Origin of the sequence: Micromonospora sp. AB353, assembly GCF_049538395.1 — a bacterium.
In the GTDB taxonomy this organism is placed as follows: Bacteria; Actinomycetota; Actinomycetes; order Mycobacteriales; family Micromonosporaceae; genus Micromonospora; species Micromonospora aurantiaca.
Window position 1 is genome coordinate 1 of sequence record NZ_JBMVFV010000192.1, and the last position, 514, is coordinate 514.

Sequence of the window (514 nt, forward strand, 5' to 3'; positions counted from 1 at the left end):
GCCGCCGCCCGTGGGCAACGCCTGCATCAACCGGCCCCGCGCGGCCACGAGGACGCACGCGTCGGCCAGGGACAACACCCCCGCCACATGCGCCGCCGTCACCTCACCGATCGAATGACCAGCCAGCACGTCGGGCACGATCCCGAACGACTCCACCAGACGGAACAACGCCACCTCGACCGCGAACAACCCGGCCTGCGTGAACACCGTCTGATCCAGCAACTCCGCCTCAGCAGAACCCGCCTCAGCGAACAGCACCTCCCGCAACGGACGTGGCAACAACGGATCGAGCTGCGCACACACCTCATCCAGCGCGGTCGCGAACACCGGGAACAGGACGGACAACTCCCGGCCCATCCCGGCGCGCTGCGCGCCCTGGCCCGAGAAGAGCAGCGCGAGCTGGCCGCGTACGGCGGTGGAGCCGGTCACGACGGTCCCGGAGGGCTCGCCCGCATCGAGGGCCCGAAGCGCGGTGAGCAGGTCGTTGCCGTCGGCCACCACGGCGACGGCACGC

General features: G+C 71.0%; 1 protein-coding gene. It reads right to left on the reverse strand.

The window, feature by feature from the left end:
* Positions 1–514 (reverse strand): acyltransferase domain-containing protein (locus ACPCK6_RS29635; RefSeq protein WP_423482862.1); only part of this gene is annotated, 514 nt, incomplete at both ends.